Genomic DNA, 20,195 nt, shown 5'->3' with positions numbered 1-20,195 from the left:
TGCCCTGAAATAGAATAGAGAGGCAACTTATCGTTGGGTGAGAGTGATGCTTGAATAGAAGTCAGTGCTTTCTCAAATTACAGGCAACAAAAAAGGACACCGAAGTGTCCTTTTTCATGTCTAAATAGCGAGAATTACTTCTTGCTAGAAAGAGCACCGAAACGCTTGTTGAAGCGATCAACACGGCCGCCAGTATCTACGATACGTTGCTTACCAGTGTAGAACGGGTGACATTTGTCACATACGTCTAGGTGGATTGATTCTTTTGCTAGCGTTGAGTTGAACTCAAATGTGTTGCCGCAAGAACAAGTTGCAGTAACTGCTTTGTATTCTGGGTGGATTCCAGCTTTCATGGGATAACCTCAAGTAGGCCGTGTCGCTATACGATTCTAAGCCGCACACCACACGTAGTTTAAAAAAAGAAATAAAGACACCGCATCGACACAAAAGAGTGATGAAGCCATACCTTTAAGGCGCAGTATAGTAATGAATCTATAAAGCAGGATCAACTGATTTGATACATTTTTCGCCAATATCGGCGTTATTTCCTTTGCTGGCTGTGATTCTTGGCTTGGCCCCAACCTCACCCGCTTCTCTGCCACATCACATTCAAACTGCTTCTCGAATTTAACCGCCTTATCCTTTAGACTGTTCGCTCTCGTCAATTCAGATAAAGCCGTCCCTTTATGCGTCCAATGATTGCCCGTGTGGCGCTGCCTGTTCCACTCGACAAGCAGTTCGATTACAAGATTCCAAACCACCTATTCCCGATTATTGGTGGTCGCGTCTCTGTGCCTTTTGGACGACAAACCTTAACCGGCATTGTCACGGCTCTGGTTAACGAATCAGAATTCGAGCTAGATAAGCTCAAGCCAATAAAAGCGCTATTGGATAACCAACCTGTTTGGCCGGAATCTGTCTATTCACTATTAATGTGGTGCAGTCAGTTTTATCAGTACCCTCTTGGCGAAACCTTTGCTAACGCCCTTCCGAGCGCTCTAAGAAAAGGCAAAGCCGCCGACTTCGCGACGCTGGTTGAGTGGCAGTTAACGCCATCAGGCAAAGACCAACTGATGCAAGGTTTTGGTCGCGCGGTCAAGCAAGCCAAAGTGATGCACATGCTTGAACACGGCCCGGTTCCTCATCAAGAGTTCATTGATGAAGAAGTTGGCAGCGCCGTACTCAAAACGCTAGAAGAGAAAGGCTGGATTGAATCGGTAGAGAAAAAGCCGAAGCGCCAACCTTGGCCAGTTGAACTTGAGAATGACCAAGACAAACCTAAGCTCAATGCCGAACAAGCCATCGCGATTGCGACCCTAAATAGCCAAACCGACTTTGGTTGTTTCCTGTTAGAGGGCGTTACTGGCTCAGGTAAGACCGAGGTTTACCTGAATATGATTAAGCCGATTCTCGATCAAGGTAAACAAGCGTTAGTGCTCGTGCCCGAGATTGGTCTCACTCCTCAAACGATTAACCGCTTTAAGCGACGCTTTAATGTGCCTGTTGAGGTTATCCACTCAGGTTTAAACGATTCAGAACGCCTGAATGCGTGGTTATCGGCGCGCGATAAAATAGCAGGCATCGTGATTGGTACCCGTTCAGCTCTGTTCACGCCATTTGCTGACCTAGGTATTATCATTGTCGATGAAGAACACGACGCGTCTTATAAACAGCAAGATAGCCTGCGCTACCACGCTCGTGATGTGGCGATCATGCGTGCGCACAAAGCGCAGATCCCGGTTGTGTTAGGCTCTGCAACTCCAGCATTTGAAACACTGCACAACGCTCAAATAGGTAAATACAGTTATCTCACCCTGACTTCACGTGCGGGTGTCGCACTGCCGACCACCAATAAGGTGTTGGATGTTAAAGGTGAATATCTAGAAAGTGGCCTGTCTGCGTCGTTAATTGCAGAGATGCAAAGACACCTCAAAGCAGGCAACCAAGTGATGCTGTTCCTCAATCGCCGAGGGTTTTCTCCGGCATTGATGTGTCACGATTGTGGTTGGACAGCCGAGTGCAAACGTTGTGATGCTTACTACACCTATCACCAATACAGTAATGAGATGCGCTGCCACCACTGTGGTTCTCAGCAGCATATCGTGCACAACTGCCAAGGTTGTGGGTCTGTGAACTTGGTGACAGTGGGTGTCGGTACCGAGCAGTTAGAAGCTCAACTTGGTCAACTATTCCCGGAATACAAAACCATTCGTATTGACCGCGACAGCACCCGCCGTAAAGGCAGCTTAGAAAGCGCGCTCGAGTCGATTCGTAAGGGTGAATTCCAAATTCTTATCGGCACGCAGATGCTTGCTAAGGGTCACCATTTCCCTGACGTGACACTTGTGGCGTTATTGGATGTGGATGGCTCTTTATATAGTAGTGACTTCCGTGCCTCTGAACGTCTTGCGCAGCTATTCATCCAAGTAGCGGGACGCGCAGGACGAGCAAGCAAACCCGGTGAAGTGATCTTACAGACTCACCACCCAGAACATGGGTTGTTGCAAGCCTTGCTACACAAAGACTATAACCACTTTGCTCAGACGGCGCTAGCAGAACGTAAGCAGGCAATGTTACCGCCCTATACCTTTATGACGCTGTTTAGAGCAGAAGCCAATGACACTCGCTTGGTGGAAGAGTTCTTGCGTCAGGTTCGTCACACATTGGAATCGCACCCGCTGTTTGACCAATATTGCATGGTGTTAGGGCCAACCCCGGCTCCGTTAGCAAAACGAGCGGGCAAATCGCGCTGGCAGTTAATCTTACAAACTCAGACGCGCTCGTTAATGCAGAAGCTATTGATGAGTGCCAAGCCGGCCATCAATATGTTACCTGCTGCGAAAAAAGTTCGCTGGTCACTCGATATTGAGCCGCAAGATTTGAGTTAAACCCACTTGGGTTAAAACTAATGATAAGTTTGTTCACAAATATTTCATATTTCTCGTGAGCAACTTCACACTAGTCATGTGATTTTTGTTAATCTAGCCGTAACTTTACACGGATTAAACGAATAAAATATTGCAATAAAAAAAGTGTTAGCAACACTTTCATAATATCTATTCGATTACATTTATTATTCACGCCTTAGATGCTTAGGCGGCAAAGGAACTTAAAAGAGGGTTTAATTTATGGCGACAATGAAGGATGTTGCCCAGCTAGCAGGCGTCTCAACAGCCACGGTATCACGTGCATTGATGAACCCTGAGAAAGTCTCAGTTTCGACTCGCAAACGAGTGGAAACAGCAGTACTTGAAGCTGGATACTCACCCAATACATTAGCTAGAAACTTACGTCGCAACGAATCAAAAACCATCATCACTATTGTTCCTGATATCTGTGACCCTTATTTCGCCGAGATCATTCGTGGTATCGAAGATGCCGCAGTAGAAAATGATTACCTTGTTCTACTGGGTGATAGCGGCCAGCAAAAGAAGCGCGAGTCTTCGTTTGTTAACTTAGTTTTCACCAAACAAGCCGACGGCATGTTGCTGCTGGGTACTGACCATCCGTTTGATGTCAGCAAACCTGAACAAAAGAATTTACCGCCGATGGTAATGGCGTGTGAGTTTGCCCCTGAGCTTGAACTGCCTACGGTACACATCGATAACCTGACCTCTGCCTTTGAAGCGGTGAACTACCTAGCTCAGTTAGGTCATAAGCGTATTGCTCAAATTTCAGGACCAGTATCGGCAACACTGTGTAAGTTCCGCCAACAAGGCTACCAGCAAGCGCTGCGTCGCGCCGGAGTCTCAATGAATCCAGCCTATAGCACGGTCGGTGACTTCACCTTTGAAGCGGGCGCTCAAGCGGTTCGTCAATTACTAGCACTTCCTGAACAACCTACAGCGATCTTCTGTCATAACGATGCGATGGCGATTGGTGCGATTCAAGAAACGAAGAAGCTAGGTTTACGCGTTCCTCAAGACCTATCTATTGTTGGCTTCGATGACATCCAATTCGCTCAATACTGCGATCCACCGCTAACCACTATTTCTCAGCCTCGCTATGAGATTGGACGCCAAGCGATGTTGATGATGCTTGATCTATTGAAGGGCAACGACGTGCAAGCAGGTTCGCGTCTACTTGAAGCTAAATTAGTCGTTAGAGGCAGCACCGCACCACCTCGAATGTAACCCTCAGAAATACCCGTATAAATCTGCGGCACATTTTGATGTGCCGCTTCCATTTCTGCACTATTATCCTCGCGCAATCTGGATTACCATGAGGACAGAATCAGCAACTATTGAATTGTCTTGTGGCTAATAGAGATTATGTAAAGCGCGGTCGTGGCACGAAAAAACCGACCAAGAAACAAGCCCCTCGCCGTAAACCTTGGCGCAGTGGTCTTTTGGCGATCCTCCTTGCCGGTGGTTTTGGTTATGGACTTTACTTATTGAGTAATGATCCTGAGCCGCCAGCACCAACACCTGTGGCTACCAAACCAAAACCTAAGCCAAAACCAGCGAAAGTGATTCCACCGCCTCCAGAAGAGAAGTGGGACTACGTTGAAACGCTGCCAAGCCGCGAGATTGAAGTTAAAGCCAAAGAGCAAGAGATCTCTAAGATCCCTTACGTGATGCAGTGTGGCGCTTACAAAACGTCAGCACAGGCAGAAACGCGCAAGTTAGATATTGCGTTCCAAGGTATCTCGAGTGAAATCCGTAAAAAAGACGGCAGTAGCTGGTACCGTGTGGTTCTAGGGCCATACAAGTTGAAGCGTGACGCCGAGCGCGATCGCCATAAGCTGCAACGGGCGAAAATCGAACCTTGCGCTATTTGGAAAGACACCGATTAGATTTAGATTTAGCGATAGTCGCAGTCTTAATCTTAGCAAAAGCCGAAAACCAAACTCCGAAAGCCTCCCATTGTGGAGGTTTTCTTTTATTTACTCCCTTTAGTCAGTTTTCCTTACAACTTCCGCCGATAAGTTGCGCGACATCACTCGCCCTTCCTTGAATTATCCGAGCACCATCCTCATATACTTTTTATACCCAAAGATAAGAAATATTAAGAGGCCCTACTCGTGACTACCATTGTATCTGTACGTCGTAATAATAAAGTCGTCATCGCGGGTGATGGACAAGTATCTTTAGGCAATACTGTAATGAAGGGCAATGCCCGTAAAGTACGTCGCCTATACAACAACAAAGTACTGGCTGGTTTTGCTGGCGGTACGGCAGATGCTTTCACGCTATTCGAAAAATTTGAAAGCAAGCTGCAAATGCACCAAGGCCATCTCACCAAAGCTGCCGTTGAGCTAGCGAAGGATTGGCGTAGCGACCGTGCTCTACGTAAGTTAGAAGCACTGTTAGCAGTAGCGGATGAGACCGCTTCACTGATCATCACAGGTAACGGTGACGTAGTTCAACCTGAGAACGACCTGATTGCGATCGGTTCGGGCGGAAACTTCGCTCAAGCAGCCGCTACTGCACTATTAGAAAATACTGATTTAGATGCGCGTGAAATCGCAGAAAAGTCGCTGAACATTGCAGGCGACATCTGTGTCTTCACCAACCATCACCACACTATTGAAGAACTAGAAAGCACCGTTGAGCTGCCAAAGCCAGAGTAACGACCGCTTCCATCAATAACGTTGTATTCAACAGTGATTAAAGAATTAAGGAAAAACCATGTCTGAGATGACTCCTCGCGAAATTGTTCACGAACTCAATCGCCACATTATCGGCCAAGACAACGCTAAGCGCTCAGTGGCTATCGCTCTTCGTAACCGCTGGCGGCGTATGCAGCTTGAAGAAAGCCTACGTGTTGAAGTATCGCCAAAAAACATCCTGATGATTGGCCCAACGGGTGTAGGTAAAACTGAAATCGCTCGCCGCCTAGCGAAATTAGCAAACGCGCCTTTCATCAAGGTAGAAGCGACTAAGTTCACCGAAGTGGGTTACGTTGGTAAAGAAGTTGAAACCATCATCCGTGATCTAACGGACGTTGCGATCAAGATGACGCACCAACAAGCGATGGAAAAAGTACAATACCGCGCTGAAGAACAAGCTGAAGAACGCATTCTTGATGCCCTTCTACCACCAGCGCGTGATGCTTGGGGTCAGAACGAGCAATCAACTGAAGACACAACCTCTTCAAACACTCGTCAGATTTTCCGCAAGAAACTGCGTGAAGGTAAGCTAGATGACAAAGAGATTGAAGTTGATGTAGCCGCACCGCAAATGGGCGTTGAAATCATGTCACCTCCAGGCATGGAAGAGATGACAAACCAGCTGCAAGGCATGTTCCAAAACCTAGCGGGCGACACCAAGAAAAAGCGTAAGATGAAAATCAAAGACGCATTCAAAGCACTGACGGAAGAAGAAGCTGCGAAGCTTGTGAACCAAGAAGAGCTGAAAGAGAACGCGATCTTCAACGCTGAAAACAACGGTATCGTGTTCATCGATGAGATCGACAAAATCTGTAAACGTGGTGACAGCTCAGGCCCAGACGTATCTCGCGAAGGTGTTCAACGTGACCTACTGCCTCTTATCGAAGGCAGCACAGTATCAACGAAACACGGCATGGTTAAAACTGATCACATCTTGTTTATCACATCAGGCGCATTCCAAGTGGCTAAGCCATCTGACCTGATCCCTGAGCTGCAAGGTCGTCTACCAATCCGTGTAGAACTTGAAGCGCTTTCTGCACATGACTTCAAACGAATTCTTACTGAGCCAAAAGCATCTTTAACAGAGCAATACATTGCCCTGATGAAAACAGAAGATGTGAGCATTGAGTTCACTGAAGATGGCATTAATCAGATTGCTGACGCGGCATGGCGTGTTAACGAAACCACGGAGAATATCGGTGCGCGTCGCCTACATACTGTTATGGAACGCCTAATGGATGAGATTTCATTCGACGCAACAGAAAAAGCCGGCAGCAAACTCGTCATTGATGAAGCTTACGTAACGTCGAAGCTCGGTGAATTCGTTGAAGACGAAGACCTAAGCCGCTTCATCCTGTAGCACACGAAACTCCAACTTATTGCTCTATCTCAAAGAAATAGCAGCTAATAAGCGAATTCAAGGCCCACTTTCGAGTGGGCTTTTTATTACTTGAAGAATGGGCGTATACTCAAATCACAGTTTGAAACGAAGACTTACAAAGAAATAGACCTACGATGAAACAATCTCTACTGATTTGGCTTGATGCCGCACGACCGAAAACTCTGCCTCTCGCACTCGTCTCTATTCTTACAGGAAGTAGTTTAGCGTTCTCCAGCGATCACTTTTCTTTATCGATAGCACTACTGGCTTTTTTAACCGCCACACTCTTACAAATTTTATCGAACCTAGCGAATGACTATGGCGATGCGGCTAAAGGCACCGACAACGAAAATCGTCTAGGACCTACACGCGCAATGCAATCTGGCGCGGTGACGGCAACAACCATGAAGCAAGCGATCATCCTCAATATCGTGTTTACCGTTATCGCAGGGCTCATTCTGATTTTCCATGCGCTGACATCAATTGAAAGCATTCTGTCTTTCATCGCACTCGGCGTATTAGCGATTGTCGCGGCTATCGCATATACCGTAGGCAACAAACCCTATGGATATATTGGCCTAGGGGACTTATCTGTCTTTATCTTCTTTGGTTTGTTAGGTGTTTCTGGTACTTACTTCTTACACACTGGTCATGTTGAACCAAGTCTATTTCTTCCAGCGTTAGGCTGCGGACTGATGGCGGTTGCGGTACTCAATATCAATAACATGCGTGATATCGAAAACGACAGTGAATGCGGGAAACGCACCATGGCCGTTCGTCTAGGACAACGCAAAGCTAAGCAATACCACTTTGCACTTCTTGGATTGGCTCTCGCGTCTTTCGCTCTGTACCTACTCATTCAAGAAAAACCAGTCTGGATCAGTCTACCGTTTTTACTCAGCATTATTATTGTCTATAAGCATGGCAAGGCCGTGTGGGAAACAGAGAAGCCAGCACAAATAGCGCCGATGATGCCTGTCATTGTGAAATGCTCACTGGTCACTAACCTATTGTTTGCAGGGGTTGTCGTAGCTCAAACTCTACTGAGTTAATTGAGACTAATCATTGCAAAGGGATCAAGCACCGATATACTCAAACTAAGCTCATTGTTCAAAAGGTACGCAAATGGAATACAACACTTCAGCACTGTGCGACATATATCTGGATCAAGTGGATGTCGTGGAGCCAATGTTCAGCAACTTCGGTGGACGAGCATCCTTCGCCGGACAGATCACGACATTAAAGTGTTTTGAAGACAACGCTTTGATTCGCTCCGTATTAGAGCAAGACGGTCTGGGGCGTGTGTTGTTAATCGATGGGGGCGGCTCACTACGTAAAGCGCTGATCGATGCTGAGATAGCCCTACTTGCCGAAGACAATGAGTGGGAAGGGATTGTGGTTTACGGGTGCGTTCGTGAAGTCGATGAGCTTGAAGACATGAACCTAGGTATCCAAGCCTTGGCTTCTATCCCTGTTGGTGCGAGCCAAGAAGGTGTCGGTGAATTAGACGTTCCAGTGAACTTTGGCAGCGTGACCTTCTTACCTGAAGATTACCTCTACGCAGACAACACTGGCATCATTCTTTCTGCCGAACCTCTAGATGTAGAACTCAATTTGGATGTCGAGGAAGAAGACGTCGAGTAACTCTCACTCAGCTTCAAATAATAAAACAAATCATAAGAACACAAACAAAAACGCCCGCTACTGAGTAGCGGGCGTTTTTTTAAATCTGAAGAGTCGATTACTCTACTTCATCCATTTTACCAAGAAGGTTACGGATGCGATCTTGCCATGCTGAATGCTCTTCCTGCATTTGCTGAGTTTTTTGCTCTAGCTCGTGACGGCTTGCTTTAAGCTCACCAGCTTCTGTTGCTAGTGCTTGTTTCTCTTCTTTAAGCTCTTCCACTTCCATTTGAAGAAGTGCAATTGTATCTACTGCTGTTTGAATTTTTGCTTCTAGCTGCTCTAGTACTTCAAAAGACATTCTGGCCTACCTTTAAGTTATCCGTTTGATGGTGAAGGTTCACTCCACTTATTTCCCCATTCTACTCAGCAGAGCAAGGATAAACACTCAATATATTCGATATTTTGCGCCATTCGATGAAAAAAACAGCGCTTTTTACCGAATATTGACGTGAACGATTACCGCCACAACGGCAAACCGATTATTTTGATGAATAATAACTGTTTTCCACTGCGAATTGATCGAGAGCAATCTCCAAAAAACAAAAAGGCAAACGTTTCCTTTTGGATATGGTAAAATTCGCCGCGAAATTTCTATTCCCCCTTTGAAAATTTTGGAGTCCGCATGAAACGCGATTTAGCAATGTCATTCTCTCGTGTCACAGAAGGTGCAGCACTAGCTGGTTACAAGTGGCTTGGCCGTGGCGATAAAAACGCTGCAGATGGCGCTGCTGTAGAAGTAATGCGTAGCCTATTAAACAAAACCGAAATTAGCGGTGAGATTGTTATCGGCGAAGGTGAAATCGATGATGCACCTATGCTATACATCGGCGAAAACGTAGGTGTGGGCGGCGACGCTGTCGACATCGCAGTTGACCCAATTGAAGGGACACGCATGACAGCAATGGGCCAATCAAATGCATTGGCTGTATTGGCTGCGGGCGAAAAAGGCAGCTTCCTTAAAGCGCCTGATATGTACATGGAAAAGTTGGTTGTTGGCCCTGGCGCTAAAGGCGTGATTGACCTAGAACTGCCACTAACAGAAAACCTAGAAAACATCGCTAAAGCACTAGGTAAAACACTTGATACTCTAGTCGTAACCACGCTTGCTAAGCCTCGTCATGATCAAGTCATCGCCGACATGCAAGCAATGGGCGTTCGTGTATTTGCTGTGCCAGACGGTGATGTTGCGGCTTCTATCTTAACCTGTATGCCAGACAGTGAAGTAGACGTCATGTACTGCATCGGCGGCGCACCTGAAGGTGTGGTCTCGGCTGCGGTAATTCGCGCACTCGACGGCGACATGCACGGTCGTCTTCTACCTCGCCACGAAGTGAAAGGCGACACAGAAGAGAACCGCAAGCACGGTGAACTTGAACTTGAGCGCTGCGCAGAAATGGGCGTAACGGCGGGTATCGTATTGAAGATGGAAGACATGGCACGCAGCGACAACGTTGTATTCTCAGCAACAGGCATCACTAAGGGTGACTTGCTAGAAGGTATTTCTCGTCAAGGTAATATCGCAACCACAGAAACCCTGCTTATCCGTGGCCGCTGCCGTACAATTCGCCGCATCAAATCTATCCACTACCTAGAGCGTAAAGATCCAGAAGTAGTAGGTCATATCCTGTAAGCCTAAATTCGGTGAAACAGAATATTCCAAGGCTGATACCTAGTATCAGCCTTTTGTTTTATTAGCGCACCAGAATCTGACCATGGCAGCCAATAGAGTAAAACGCTATCTATAGAGTAAATTATCATCAATATAGTAAATGGTTTGCTTTATAAACACCTTGCCTCATAATAGTAAGGTTCATTAGGTAGGGATAGTATGAAAACAAGCGACAGAATCTTACAGACCATTAAGCGTCAAGGCGCGGTAACCGCGAAACAACTGTCAGAAGAATTTGGCATGACGACAATGGGGGCAAGGCAACATCTGCAAAGCCTGGAAGATGACGGTATTCTTGCGTTTCATGATGTGAAAGTGAAAGTGGGTCGCCCGACTCGCCACTGGTCCCTGACTCAACAAGGTCATAACCAATTTTCAGACCGACATGGTGAACTCACCATTCAAGTGATTGATGCTGTCGAGAATCTATTTGGTAAAGAAGGGCTGGCTAAGGTTGCTGCCGAGCGTGAACAACACACTCTTAAGCAGTATCAAACTGCGCTGTCTGGCTGTGATTCACTCATCAGCAAGCTTAAAAAACTCACCCAGCTTCGTGAAGACGAAGGCTACATGGCTGAGCTTCAAGAGCATGATGATCACTACATCTTAATTGAGAACCACTGCCCTATCTGTAAGGCTGCAACTCGCTGCCCTAGCCTGTGCCAATCTGAGCTCAACGTGTTTACTGAGTTACTAAAAGATGAGTGTCACGTGAGCCGTACAGAGCACATCATTGCTGGCGAACGACGCTGCACTTACACCTTAACACCCGCCCTTTGATTGCAAAGGTAATCGGCTAATACCGTCTCAATATTGAGAAAATACAAATAGATTAAAATTTGTACAGATTTCTTTCTTAAGCTTAGAGCATATGAAACACGCTTAATGCTAAGGAAGGAATGATGGCGCATCCACAACCCGCTCAAAAACTGCCACCCTTTGATGAACTTGTCCAACTCGCGAAAAGCGACCCGAAAGCATTCAATCAATTCAAACACGAGATGTGCGAACAGATGATTTGTTCGGCTTCAGACGTGATGCAAGACCGACTTCGTGCGCAGCAAAGTCACATCGACTTAGTGGTTAGCCGTTGTAAAAACCCACACCACGCCAATGTCGTACTCATGCAAGAGCTGCGCTGTCAGGTCTGTAAGTTCCAAGATGCACTCGAAGGGCGCTGCGGCTTTGAAGAATCTCTGCCTGAAAATGTCGTGCCTTTTAAGCCGAATACCGAACCTAAAATGTACTGAAATTAGCAAAGCACTAAAAAGAAAAAGGGAGCGTAATGCCCCCTTCTTATTGGTTCGCTGTTCAATATTTACATGGGTCTTCGCCGTAGTCATTACGGCCTTCTGTACCTTTCAACAAACCACACTCAATCAGAATCCAGAAACCACACACTAATGCCGCGACGGTTGCCGCCATATGAATTGGCGATACCGGCTCTGTCGTCGTTGCAACCATTGGCGAAGCTAAACGACCCAATACTAATGGCACATTCAATAGTAGCCAGTAATTAGACTTATTGCGGTCGTGCCAGCGCTTAGCGGTTACCGCAAGGTCTGGGATCACAAGCATCAATAGGATGATTGGTAGCAGGATATAAGAGTAAGCAGGGAACAACACAGAGATACCTGAAGCAAAACCGGTAATCGCTATGTAGTAGAAAACATTCCAAATCCAGTAAGTCTTACGACCAATTCTCCCCTTGAAAGAGAGCAGTAATTCTTTCATCGACATCTTAAATACTCAAATTTATACGCCGCTAAAAGTCAGCAGCAATGGTTAGTTTATTACTTTTTGAAAGCAACTTTTATCCATATCACGAATATTCACCGTTAAGCTTCTTACATGACTCGCTTGTTCTTGCAGGATCTGCATTAACGATCGTGACAATTCTCGCTTTTGCTCTTCCGTTCGTCCCGAAAGTAACTCAAAGCTGATATGAATAAAGTCTACACTATCTTCCTCATCACCGACCAACCAATTATGGCAACGCAGTGAACGAGATTTCACTGATGGCACATCAAACAAGCCACATGTGAGAGCGACTTGGTGGAGATCTTCCAGTAAGCCTTGGATATTTACTCGCTCATCCACTGAATTGGAGTACTCTAGAACTAGATTCGGCATTGTTACTTCCTGTTGTTAACGCAATCGTTTGTCCCTTAATAACAACTAACGATGAAAAATCCGAGAAGTTAGCTATTATTCTGTCTGCCGGATCACTGATATATGCTCAAAATCTACTCTGACCATTGAGTAAGATCCAAGAAAGTCATGACCACAGTCATGATCTGTTGATATTAATCTGTTATATTATTTCGTAATAAAGTTTACTTTTTTACATTCGATTTATTTAAATACTTTGGAGATATTCCTATGCGTCATCCTGTAGTTATGGGTAACTGGAAACTAAACGGCAGCAAAGAAATGGTTGTTGATCTACTAAACGGTCTTAACGCTGAACTTGAAGGCGTAACAGGCGTAGACGTAGCAGTTGCTCCACCAGCACTTTTCGTTGATCTAGCAGAGCGTACGCTTACTGAAGCGGGCAGCGCGATCATCCTAGGTGCTCAAAACTCTGACCTAAACAACAGCGGTGCATTCACTGGCGACATGTCTCCAGCAATGCTTAAAGAGTTCGGCGCATCTCACATCATCATCGGTCACTCTGAGCGTCGTGAATACCACAACGAATCAGATGAGTTCGTAGCTAAGAAATTCGCATTCCTAAAAGAGAACGGCCTAACTCCAGTTCTTTGTATCGGTGAATCTGAAGCACAAAACGAAGCAGGCGAAACTGTTGCAGTATGTGCTCGTCAACTTGACGCTGTTATCAACACTCAAGGTGTTGAAGCTCTTGAAGGCGCTATCATCGCTTACGAACCAATCTGGGCTATCGGTACTGGTAAAGCAGCTACAGCTGAAGATGCACAACGCATCCACGCTCAAATCCGTGCACACATCGCAGAGAAATCTGAAGAAGTTGCTAAGAAAGTTGTTATCCAATACGGCGGTTCTGTTAAGCCAGAAAACGCAGCAGCTTACTTCGCACAACCAGACATCGACGGTGCTCTAGTTGGCGGCGCAGCTCTAGACGCGAAAAGCTTCGCAGCTATCGCTAAAGCAGCAGCTGAAGCAAAAGCTTAATTTAAACCTCACCGTTTAGATTAGATGAAAGGTCAACTTAGGTTGGCCTTTTTTATTACCTGTCGTTTCTGAAACCCAAACGGCAGGCACAAAAAAACCGCTGAATAATCAGCGGTTTTTAAATTCTTTAAGAGAACGCTAAGCGTGGCTTAGAACAACTCTTCTGCAACGCGGAACAGCTCAGAACGGTCTGGGTTCTGCATGTTCTCGATACAATCGATGATGTCGTGGTGAACAAGTTCTTCTTTCTCGATACCAACACAACGACCACCGTGACCTTCTTGAAGAAGGTGAACAGCGTAGTTACCCATACGAGAAGCCAATACACGGTCAAATGCAGTAGGACGACCACCACGTTGGATGTGACCAAGAACCGTTGCACGAGTTTCACGACCTGTTGAAGATTCGATCTCTTTAGCCAGTTCGTTAGCATCCATCATTAGCTCAGTTAGAGCGATGATTGCGTGCTTCTTACCTTTCGCAATACCATCTTGGATGTTGCTGATAAGCTGTTCTTTATCTAGGCCAGTCTCTGGAGTAATGATGTACTCACAACCACCCGCGATTGCTGACATAAGCGTAAGGTCACCACAGTGACGGCCCATGATTTCAACAATAGAAATACGTTGGTGAGAAGAAGACGTGTCACGTAGACGGTCAATTGAATCAATAACAGTGTTAAGCGCTGTTAGGTAACCGATTGTGTAGTCAGTACCCGCGATATCGTTATCGATTGTGCCTGGAAGACCGATACATGGGTAACCCATTTCAGTCAGCTTCTTAGCACCCATGTAAGAACCGTCACCACCGATAACAACAAGTGCTTCGATACCGTGCTTCTTAAGGTTCTCAATGCCTTTCTCACGAACAGCAACGTCTTTAAATTCAGGGAAACGTGCAGAACCTAAGAAAGTACCACCACGGTTGATCACGTCAGATACGCTTGAACGGTCAAGCTTTTCGATACGGTCTTCAACAAGGCCTTGGTAGCCATCGTAAATACCGTAAACTTCAATGCCAACTGATAACGCAGTACGAACAACGCCGCGAACTGCTGCGTTCATACCTGGAGCGTCACCACCACTGGTCAAAACACCGATCTTCTTAATCATGCTCACCCTCGATTTTTGGGAATCTATTATTCAATTCTTGTTCTTGCTGATTGTATATCAACAAGATTTTAAATCTATATTTGTGCGTTATGTTACATTTCCTCAACAGGAATAGCACTCAAATCGCGTAAAATTATGTAACATTTCTACTTCTGTAAGAGTATTACAGTTTTACTCAATAACTTTGTTGATTCACATCAGAATCAACATTAATTGTTACTAAGGTGGTTTTTGAATCACCTAACAGTTAATAATTTTTACTCACTTTAGTTCAAAAGCCACTCACTTACCATTTGCCCGCTGATTTTTAGCACGCATTACCACGAGTGGAATTTCTGCTGCTTCTCTGGTCCAAATACGACCGAATACGGGTCTTGGTGAATTAATACATCAGCATCAGGGAACACGGAGATAAGCTTAGCCTCTACTTCGTCAGAAATGCGATGCGCTTCAATAAGTGGGATATTATCTTCCAATTCTAGATGCAGTTGGATGAAGCGTATTGGCCCCGAGCGACGCGTTCGTAATTGATGCACACCCAACACGCCTTCCACGCTCAATGATGTCTCTTTAATCTGTTTCAGCTCATCATCTGGCAGCTTATGATCAAGCAGAGACTGAACCGCCTCCATCGCCATTTGATAAGCGCTGTACAGAATGTAGATACCGATACCGACCGCGAATACTGAGTCCGCCTGACCAATCCCAAACCAGCTCAATGCCAGTGCCAGCATGATCGCAGCGTTCATATAAAGGTCTGATTGATAGTGCAGAGAGTCGGCCGCAATAGCTTGGCTGCCTGTTTTGTTGACCACATGCTTTTGGAATCGAACCAAACCGAAGGTCATCACCATCGCAAATAAGCTGACATAGATACCAATCTCTGGAGAATTCAGTTCATGAGGTCGGAAGAAGCGCTCAATACCATTGAGAATAAGGAAACATGCAGAGCCTGAAATAAACATTGCCTGCGCTAATGCAGCGAGAGATTCAGCCTTACCATGACCAAAGGTGTGCTCTTTGTCGGCAGGCTGCAGAGAGTAACGAACCACGATAAGGTTAACGACAGAGGCCGCGATATCCAGCATTGAATCCACGACGGAAGCCAGCAGACTCACAGAACCTGTTACCCACCACGCTGCGACTTTCACTATCAATAAAATAGTGGCGATGGTGGTGGCTGCCCAAGCGGCGAGCGTAACTAAACGTGCGTATTCTTGTTTCATAACTTGGCTATAAAGTGACTGATAGCACAAAGTATAACCTGCAAACCACCAATTGAATATGACAGCTATGATGTAAAACATTCATTTTTAAGGATCAAAAAAAGCGGCACTCGGCCGCTTCTTTCTAAACACTTTCATTCAACGCTGATTTTTCAAGCAATGAATTACTTGTCTTTGTTCATGCGTTTTCCCATTTTGTCAGCACACTTAGTCATGCGCTCTTGTTGGATTTCTTTCAGTTGAGTCTTTTGCTCAGCCGTTAGTACGCTCATCATTTGGTGTTGCTTCTTAAGCATTGCTACGCGACGCTCAGTTTGCTTCTCAACCATTTGGCTTGCTAGGTCGTTTGCTGCTGCTTCGTCAAAGTTGTCAGCAAGTACCAATGCTTGAACCTTTTCGTGATGCGCTTTCATTTGCGCCATTTTTGCCGTTTTGTTTGCACCGCGCTTTGCTTTCATCTCAGCACGGTCTGCTTCACGCATCTCTTTTAACTGTTCTTTTTGAGCGTCGGTTAGGTCTAGTTGGCGCATTACTTTTTTATCGAAACCGCCACACTTGTCGTGCATACCTTTGTGGTCACCTTTATCACCACCACCGTAAGCATACGCGCTTGCTGTACCAAAAATAAGTGGAAGTGCCGCAGCTGCTAGTACAAGTTTCTTAGTCATTTTCATAATTGTTGCCTCAATTCGGTATAATAAGTCATGTGTTGCGTCTGTTTCTCAGCGCTTGAATATAGATTAGTCTTTCCCTCGTAAAGTGACGTTTAGAAAGCGTAAAGAATCGTAAAGAGTGAAAGTTGACGAATAATTAGCAGTATTATTAACCTAACTAAATGATTAAGGCTTCCCAATGGCGAACATTCTTCTTATTGATGACGACACAGAGTTAACCAGCTTACTTAAAGACATTTTGAGCTTTGAGGGCTTCACTGTCTCCGAAGCCAATGATGGCTATGCCGGGCTTGAAGCGATCAATGATGAGATTGATCTGGTCCTTTTGGATGTGATGATGCCGCGCCTTAATGGCATGGAAACGCTAAAAAAGCTGAGGGAAAATTGGGAAACGCCGGTACTAATGCTGACCGCAAAAGGCGAAGAGATCGACCGTGTGATTGGTCTTGAACTTGGCGCGGATGATTACCTGCCTAAACCTTTCAGTGACCGAGAGTTGTTAGCTCGTATTCGAGCTATCTTGCGTCGTACTCAAACCAACACCGCACCTAAGGCGGCCAGTGATAGAGTTCAATATCAAGACATCGAAGTCTTCCCGGGCAAACAAGAAGCCTACTGCAATGGGGAGCTCATCGACCTCACCACAACCGAGTTCGCCCTACTGAGTCACCTTATCCAAAACCCAGGGCAAGTGATCACCAAAGAAGCATTGAGTTTGGATGTGCTGGGTAAAAGGCTCGCAGCGTTTGACCGCGCGATAGACATGCACATCTCTAATCTACGTAAGAAGATTCCTGAGCGCACTGACGGCAAATCACGCATCAAAACCTTACGAGGCCGTGGCTACTTATTGGTAGAGGAAGATTAATGCGTATACCTAAAATCACCAGCTTATATGGACGTATCTTTGCTATCTTTTGGTTCACCATGTTACTGGTGCTTTTGTCGGTGCTGTCACTTCCCCATTTAGACCCTCGAGTCGCGCGAGATGTGCCCGCAGATCACCTCGATAAACTCGAGCGTATCGCTAAAATCACAGAGAAACGCTACGCCAAAGAACCTAATCTGGGCAAGATTGTCTTCCAACTGGAGGCACCACGCAGCCGCAAGGATTCTAGAGCTCGCATCTACCTGACCGATCTTGAGGGCGCAGTCCTTACCTCGAAAAGGCATTCAGACTATAAGCTAAAGGCGATTCGTAACTTTGTTACCTCGATTGATAACCCTGAGATGCCGAAGCAAAAACTCTACGGACACTACATGGTCGCAGGGCCAGTGCCAATTACTCTCGCTGGTGAAGAGTTGCTGATGTATGCCGGAGTGAAGTGGAACCAACCACCGCCATTCTTACTGCGCCTGTTTGATAGACCTCTGCAGCTATTGCTTGCCGTGATGTTGGCGAGTACCCCGCTATTACTTTGGTTAGCTTGGGCACTCAGCCAACCTGCTCGTAGGCTTGAGCGCGCTGCTCAACGTGTAGCGAAAGGTCAGTTTGAAGTTGATCCAACACTTGAAAAAGGTACGTCTGAATTCAGACAAGCAGGTGAGAGCTTTAACCAGATGGTCGAAGCGGTGAACCAGATGATCTCAGGGCAGCAGCGCCTACTCTCTGATATTTCACACGAACTACGCTCGCCACTGACTCGCCTGCGCATGGCCAATGCACTGGCGATTCGTAAACAAGGCGAGAGCCAAGAGTTAGAACGCATTGATACCGAAGCACAGCGTTTGGAACAGATGATCAGTGAGCTGCTGACGCTATCTCGTATGCAGGTCGACAGCCATATTACTCGTGAGGTTCAGCCTATCTCGAGCCTATGGGAAGAGATCTTAAAAGACGCAGAGTTTGAAGCCGAACAGATGGGCAAACAACTGACGTTCTCGGAGATCCCAGAACGCTCTATTTCGGGGAACCCTAAACTGCTGATGAGTGCGCTAGACAACATTACACGCAATGCCATCTACTACGGTAAAGACCAAGTGGATGTGCAATTCCATGTGGTTCAAGATCAGCTAACAATTTGCGTCAATGATAATGGTGATGGTGTTCCAGAGGATGAACTCGATTCTATCTTCAGACCTTTCTATCGCGTTTCCACTGCCCGTGATCGTAATACCGGCGGCACAGGTCTTGGATTAACCATTACTGAAAGTGCGATTCGCCAACACAGCGGAACCATCACGGCGACCCGCAGCCAGCTCGGTGGATTACAACTCGAAATCACCCTGCCTATCTTACCGGTGTAATACCCCCACAAAGATCGCAGTTGATAATGATTGTCATTATCATTATGGTAAATCCTCTAATTAGGGAGGATTTACCATGTCGCACACTTTCCCTGCTTTACCCTACGCTTACGATGCCCTAGAGCCTTACATTGACGCTAAGACAATGGAAGTGCATTACAGCAAGCACCATAGAACCTACTACGATAAGTTTGTTGCGGCGGTGTCTGGCAGCGAGCTAGAACAGCAATCTCTGACCGAGATCTTTGCCAACATATCTCAGCACAGCCCTGACGTGCGTAACAATGGTGGTGGCTACTACAATCACATCTTGTATTGGAATTGCATGTCGCAAGACGGTGGTGGTGAACCTACGGGCGAGCTTGGTGAGGCTATCAAGAGTACCTTCGGTGATTTCGAGACATTCCAAGATCAGTTCGCCCAAGCGGCGATCAATACCTTTGGCTCCGGCTTTGCTTGGCTAGTGGTAGAGCAAGGGCAACTGAAGATCATCTCAACCTCGAACCAAGATAATCCGTGGATGGATACCGTGGCGAGTGATGGCGAACCGATTCTCGCGCTCGATGTTTGGGAACACGCCTACTACATCAGCTACCAAAACCGTCGTCCTGATTACATCAATGCATGGTGGAACGTGGTGAATTGGAATGCCGTATCTGAAAACTACGCGCAAGCACTAACGAACCAAGCGTAAGCGAATGGTGACGGTGGCGAACTGTACTCACTCAGCTTGCCACCGTATACTCGGGCTATCTTTGATTACTCTTGTGAACCAACATGTTTGATATCGCTCTATACGAACCAGAAATTGCACCCAATACGGGTAACATCATCCGCCTATGTGCTAACTGCGGCGCAAACCTGCACCTGATTGAACCGCTTGGCTTTGATTTTGAAGAGAAGAAGGTTCGTCGTGCTGGATTGGATTACCACGACCTTGCGCGAGTTAAGCGTCACAAGAACCTAGAAGCTTTCCTTGAGTATCTAGAGAATGAACGTGAGGGTGATTTCCGCATCTTTGCTTGCACCACAAAAACGACAGGCCACCACGTTGATGCGAAATTCCAACAAGGCGATGTGCTGATGTTTGGCCCTGAGACTCGCGGCCTGCCTGCTGAGTTCATTGAAAGCATGCCAATGGAGCAACGTATTCGTATTCCAATGATGCCAGACGCACGCAGCCTCAACCTGTCTAACGCAGTGGCAATCATTGCTTTTGAAGCATGGCGACAAATGGGCTTTGAAGGCGCGGTATAACCGAACACTCAAGCTTATCTTTTATCTGTTATCTGTTATCTGTTATCTGTTATCTGTTATCGATAGTAAACAGTAAGTAACAGCTAGCGACAGACAATAAAAAAGGCTCTTACCATTATCACTTTCTTGCGAAGGATAAAGGTAAGAGCCTTTTCTGTTTTCCCTCTATATAAAGAGAG

22 protein-coding genes are annotated in these 20,195 nt (G+C 46.2%); 15 read left to right on the top strand and 7 right to left on the bottom strand.

Annotation, left to right across the window (positions count from 1 at the left end):
* Window positions 1-134: 134 nt before the first annotated feature.
* On the bottom strand, window positions 135-353 hold the full coding sequence (gene rpmE / locus AB6D93_RS04150; RefSeq protein ID WP_004737142.1) for a 50S ribosomal protein L31: 219 nt from the start codon (window positions 351-353) through the stop codon (window positions 135-137).
* A gap of 333 nt (window positions 354-686) precedes the next feature.
* Here rpmE and priA point away from each other — a divergent pair, with 333 nt between their 5' ends.
* From priA to rraA, 7 genes are all read left to right on the top strand, one after another.
* On the top strand, window positions 687-2,888 hold the full coding sequence (gene priA / locus AB6D93_RS04145) for a primosomal protein N' (protein WP_102333888.1): 2,202 nt from the start codon (window positions 687-689) through the stop codon (window positions 2,886-2,888).
* Window positions 2,889-3,128: 240 nt separating this feature from the next.
* Window positions 3,129-4,133, top strand: a complete 1,005-nt coding sequence (cytR, locus tag AB6D93_RS04140) for a DNA-binding transcriptional regulator CytR (protein WP_048605405.1) — start codon at window positions 3,129-3,131, stop codon at window positions 4,131-4,133.
* A 122-nt stretch (window positions 4,134-4,255) separates the two neighbouring features.
* A complete protein-coding gene (gene ftsN, locus AB6D93_RS04135) occupies window positions 4,256-4,795 on the top strand; it encodes a cell division protein FtsN (protein WP_029222060.1) in 540 nt (179 codons plus the stop codon).
* 228 nt (window positions 4,796-5,023) lie between these two features.
* Window positions 5,024-5,572 carry an ATP-dependent protease subunit HslV gene (gene hslV, locus AB6D93_RS04130; RefSeq protein ID WP_004729692.1) on the top strand — a complete coding sequence of 183 codons (549 nt, stop codon included), beginning with the start codon at window positions 5,024-5,026 and terminating at the stop codon, window positions 5,570-5,572.
* Window positions 5,573-5,630: 58 nt separating this feature from the next.
* Entirely contained in the window at window positions 5,631-6,971 is a 1,341-nt protein-coding gene (gene hslU / locus AB6D93_RS04125) for an HslU--HslV peptidase ATPase subunit (RefSeq protein WP_016767976.1), read from the top strand.
* A gap of 155 nt (window positions 6,972-7,126) precedes the next feature.
* Window positions 7,127-8,044, top strand: a complete 918-nt coding sequence (locus tag AB6D93_RS04120; RefSeq protein ID WP_010435357.1) for a 1,4-dihydroxy-2-naphthoate polyprenyltransferase — start codon at window positions 7,127-7,129, stop codon at window positions 8,042-8,044.
* Window positions 8,045-8,117: 73 nt separating this feature from the next.
* Entirely contained in the window at window positions 8,118-8,636 is a 519-nt protein-coding gene (rraA, locus tag AB6D93_RS04115; RefSeq protein ID WP_102333889.1) for a ribonuclease E activity regulator RraA, read from the top strand.
* Between the two features lie 97 nt (window positions 8,637-8,733).
* Here the strand turns inward: rraA and zapB are convergent, their stop codons facing one another.
* Window positions 8,734-8,976 carry a cell division protein ZapB gene (gene zapB / locus AB6D93_RS04110; protein ID WP_008219652.1) on the bottom strand — a complete coding sequence of 81 codons (243 nt, stop codon included), beginning with the start codon at window positions 8,974-8,976 and terminating at the stop codon, window positions 8,734-8,736.
* A gap of 324 nt (window positions 8,977-9,300) precedes the next feature.
* On the opposite strand from zapB, the gene glpX reads away from it, so the two are divergent.
* The 3 genes from glpX to AB6D93_RS04095 all read left to right on the top strand — a co-directional run bounded on the left by glpX (window position 9,301) and on the right by AB6D93_RS04095 (window position 11,597).
* Window positions 9,301-10,308 carry a class II fructose-bisphosphatase gene (glpX, locus tag AB6D93_RS04105; RefSeq protein WP_017061153.1) on the top strand — a complete coding sequence of 336 codons (1,008 nt, stop codon included), beginning with the start codon at window positions 9,301-9,303 and terminating at the stop codon, window positions 10,306-10,308.
* A 198-nt stretch (window positions 10,309-10,506) separates the two neighbouring features.
* The gene (locus AB6D93_RS04100; protein ID WP_017063674.1) at window positions 10,507-11,127 is read left to right on the top strand and encodes a metalloregulator ArsR/SmtB family transcription factor; all 621 of its coding nucleotides are present in this window, start codon (window positions 10,507-10,509) and stop codon (window positions 11,125-11,127) included.
* Between the two features lie 122 nt (window positions 11,128-11,249).
* Window positions 11,250-11,597: a DUF3135 domain-containing protein gene (locus tag AB6D93_RS04095; RefSeq protein ID WP_017061155.1), complete on the top strand. Its 348-nt coding sequence runs from the start codon at window positions 11,250-11,252 to the stop codon at window positions 11,595-11,597.
* 61 nt (window positions 11,598-11,658) lie between these two features.
* On the opposite strand, the gene AB6D93_RS04090 is transcribed toward AB6D93_RS04095, so the two are convergent.
* Both AB6D93_RS04090 and AB6D93_RS04085 read right to left on the bottom strand, forming a co-directional pair.
* On the bottom strand, window positions 11,659-12,087 hold the full coding sequence (locus tag AB6D93_RS04090; protein WP_017063673.1) for a DUF805 domain-containing protein: 429 nt from the start codon (window positions 12,085-12,087) through the stop codon (window positions 11,659-11,661).
* A gap of 45 nt (window positions 12,088-12,132) precedes the next feature.
* On the bottom strand, window positions 12,133-12,480 hold the full coding sequence (locus AB6D93_RS04085; protein ID WP_017061157.1) for a 5-carboxymethyl-2-hydroxymuconate Delta-isomerase: 348 nt from the start codon (window positions 12,478-12,480) through the stop codon (window positions 12,133-12,135).
* Between the two features lie 249 nt (window positions 12,481-12,729).
* On the opposite strand from AB6D93_RS04085, the gene tpiA reads away from it, so the two are divergent.
* On the top strand, window positions 12,730-13,500 hold the full coding sequence (tpiA, locus tag AB6D93_RS04080; protein WP_017061158.1) for a triose-phosphate isomerase: 771 nt from the start codon (window positions 12,730-12,732) through the stop codon (window positions 13,498-13,500).
* A gap of 149 nt (window positions 13,501-13,649) precedes the next feature.
* On the opposite strand, the gene pfkA is transcribed toward tpiA, so the two are convergent.
* From pfkA to AB6D93_RS04065, 3 genes are all read right to left on the bottom strand, one after another.
* Window positions 13,650-14,612 (bottom strand): 6-phosphofructokinase, encoded by a 963-nt coding sequence (gene pfkA / locus AB6D93_RS04075; RefSeq protein ID WP_017061160.1) that lies wholly within the window; start codon window positions 14,610-14,612, stop codon window positions 13,650-13,652.
* 317 nt (window positions 14,613-14,929) lie between these two features.
* Entirely contained in the window at window positions 14,930-15,838 is a 909-nt protein-coding gene (gene fieF, locus AB6D93_RS04070) for a CDF family cation-efflux transporter FieF (protein WP_029235400.1), read from the bottom strand.
* A 164-nt stretch (window positions 15,839-16,002) separates the two neighbouring features.
* A complete protein-coding gene (locus AB6D93_RS04065; RefSeq protein WP_017063671.1) occupies window positions 16,003-16,512 on the bottom strand; it encodes a CpxP family protein in 510 nt (169 codons plus the stop codon).
* 178 nt (window positions 16,513-16,690) lie between these two features.
* Here AB6D93_RS04065 and AB6D93_RS04060 point away from each other — a divergent pair, with 178 nt between their 5' ends.
* The 4 genes from AB6D93_RS04060 (at window position 16,691) to trmL (ending at window position 20,016) form a co-directional block, all read left to right on the top strand.
* On the top strand, window positions 16,691-17,380 hold the full coding sequence (locus tag AB6D93_RS04060; RefSeq protein ID WP_017066566.1) for a response regulator: 690 nt from the start codon (window positions 16,691-16,693) through the stop codon (window positions 17,378-17,380).
* On the top strand, window positions 17,380-18,759 hold the full coding sequence (cpxA, locus tag AB6D93_RS04055; RefSeq protein ID WP_102333890.1) for an envelope stress sensor histidine kinase CpxA: 1,380 nt from the start codon (window positions 17,380-17,382) through the stop codon (window positions 18,757-18,759). Before AB6D93_RS04060 ends, cpxA begins: the two co-directional genes overlap by 1 nt.
* A 76-nt stretch (window positions 18,760-18,835) precedes the next feature.
* Window positions 18,836-19,453 carry a superoxide dismutase gene (locus tag AB6D93_RS04050; RefSeq protein WP_102320305.1) on the top strand — a complete coding sequence of 206 codons (618 nt, stop codon included), beginning with the start codon at window positions 18,836-18,838 and terminating at the stop codon, window positions 19,451-19,453.
* 83 nt (window positions 19,454-19,536) lie between these two features.
* Entirely contained in the window at window positions 19,537-20,016 is a 480-nt protein-coding gene (trmL, locus tag AB6D93_RS04045) for a tRNA (uridine(34)/cytosine(34)/5-carboxymethylaminomethyluridine(34)-2'-O)-methyltransferase TrmL (RefSeq protein ID WP_009844716.1), read from the top strand.
* Window positions 20,017-20,195: the final 179 nt, after the last annotated feature.

This window comes from Vibrio sp. 10N.247.310.23, from assembly GCF_041467155.1.
Lineage (GTDB): Bacteria > Pseudomonadota > Gammaproteobacteria > Enterobacterales > Vibrionaceae > Vibrio > Vibrio crassostreae_C.
The sequence above is the reverse complement of the archived record's forward strand: the minus strand, read 5'-3'. Positions and strand labels throughout refer to the sequence as shown.

Excerpts from the sequence above, each read along its gene's own strand:
- rpmE (WP_004737142.1), bottom strand. The coding sequence starts at position 353 with ATGAAAGCTGGAATCCACCCAGAATACAAAGCAGTTACTGCAACTTGT.
- priA (WP_102333888.1), top strand. The coding sequence starts at position 687 with ATGCGTCCAATGATTGCCCGTGTGGCGCTGCCTGTTCCACTCGACAAG.
- cytR (WP_048605405.1), top strand. The coding sequence starts at position 3,129 with ATGGCGACAATGAAGGATGTTGCCCAGCTAGCAGGCGTCTCAACAGCC.
- hslU (WP_016767976.1), top strand. The coding sequence starts at position 5,631 with ATGTCTGAGATGACTCCTCGCGAAATTGTTCACGAACTCAATCGCCAC.
- AB6D93_RS04120 (WP_010435357.1), top strand. The coding sequence starts at position 7,127 with ATGAAACAATCTCTACTGATTTGGCTTGATGCCGCACGACCGAAAACT.
- rraA (WP_102333889.1), top strand. The coding sequence starts at position 8,118 with ATGGAATACAACACTTCAGCACTGTGCGACATATATCTGGATCAAGTG.
- zapB (WP_008219652.1), bottom strand. The coding sequence starts at position 8,976 with ATGTCTTTTGAAGTACTAGAGCAGCTAGAAGCAAAAATTCAAACAGCA.
- glpX (WP_017061153.1), top strand. The coding sequence starts at position 9,301 with ATGAAACGCGATTTAGCAATGTCATTCTCTCGTGTCACAGAAGGTGCA.
- AB6D93_RS04100 (WP_017063674.1), top strand. The coding sequence starts at position 10,507 with ATGAAAACAAGCGACAGAATCTTACAGACCATTAAGCGTCAAGGCGCG.
- AB6D93_RS04095 (WP_017061155.1), top strand. The coding sequence starts at position 11,250 with ATGGCGCATCCACAACCCGCTCAAAAACTGCCACCCTTTGATGAACTT.
- AB6D93_RS04090 (WP_017063673.1), bottom strand. The coding sequence starts at position 12,087 with ATGTCGATGAAAGAATTACTGCTCTCTTTCAAGGGGAGAATTGGTCGT.
- AB6D93_RS04085 (WP_017061157.1), bottom strand. The coding sequence starts at position 12,480 with ATGCCGAATCTAGTTCTAGAGTACTCCAATTCAGTGGATGAGCGAGTA.
- tpiA (WP_017061158.1), top strand. The coding sequence starts at position 12,730 with ATGCGTCATCCTGTAGTTATGGGTAACTGGAAACTAAACGGCAGCAAA.
- pfkA (WP_017061160.1), bottom strand. The coding sequence starts at position 14,612 with ATGATTAAGAAGATCGGTGTTTTGACCAGTGGTGGTGACGCTCCAGGT.
- fieF (WP_029235400.1), bottom strand. The coding sequence starts at position 15,838 with ATGAAACAAGAATACGCACGTTTAGTTACGCTCGCCGCTTGGGCAGCC.
- AB6D93_RS04065 (WP_017063671.1), bottom strand. The coding sequence starts at position 16,512 with ATGAAAATGACTAAGAAACTTGTACTAGCAGCTGCGGCACTTCCACTT.
- AB6D93_RS04060 (WP_017066566.1), top strand. The coding sequence starts at position 16,691 with ATGGCGAACATTCTTCTTATTGATGACGACACAGAGTTAACCAGCTTA.
- cpxA (WP_102333890.1), top strand. The coding sequence starts at position 17,380 with ATGCGTATACCTAAAATCACCAGCTTATATGGACGTATCTTTGCTATC.
- AB6D93_RS04050 (WP_102320305.1), top strand. The coding sequence starts at position 18,836 with ATGTCGCACACTTTCCCTGCTTTACCCTACGCTTACGATGCCCTAGAG.
- trmL (WP_009844716.1), top strand. The coding sequence starts at position 19,537 with ATGTTTGATATCGCTCTATACGAACCAGAAATTGCACCCAATACGGGT.